Below are 436 nucleotides of genomic sequence, written 5' to 3' on the forward strand. Positions count from 1 at the left end.
CGGCCCTGGTCTGGCTGCTGGTCCAGCACACCGACCGGCGAACCCGGGTGTGGAACCTCGGCGTCTTCTTCGTCTCCCTCACCGTGCTGGTCTCCTCCTACCCGGTGTTCGCCCTGCTGAAGAGCGAGTTCCTCTCGGGTCCGGGGCACGTCAGCCTCACCTGGGCGCTGTGGTGGCAGCTGTTCGGCCGGTCGGGCAGCGGCAGCCTCCTCGATCCCTCCTCCGGCACCTTCAGCCTGGCGAAATCATGGACCGACCTCGACCCGTGGCTGCTGCTGCCCGGGGTGCTGCTCATCCCGGCCGGGGTCGCGGTCGCCCGGCTGCGGCCGATCGCCCTCGCCCTGCTGATCCAGGTCGTCATGATGTGCCGCGGCGGGTACATGCCGTTCGCGTACGTCATCGCCCTGCTGCCGTTCGCGGCGCTGCTCGTCGCCGG

1 pseudogene is annotated in these 436 nt (G+C 70.4%); it reads left to right on the forward strand.

The window, feature by feature from the left end:
* Positions 1–436 (forward strand): annotated as a pseudogene (locus tag IEZ31_RS52460) (ArnT family glycosyltransferase); the annotation flags it as partial.

This window comes from Dactylosporangium sucinum (genome assembly GCF_014647515.1).
In the GTDB taxonomy this organism is placed as follows: domain Bacteria; phylum Actinomycetota; class Actinomycetes; order Mycobacteriales; family Micromonosporaceae; genus Dactylosporangium; species Dactylosporangium sucinum.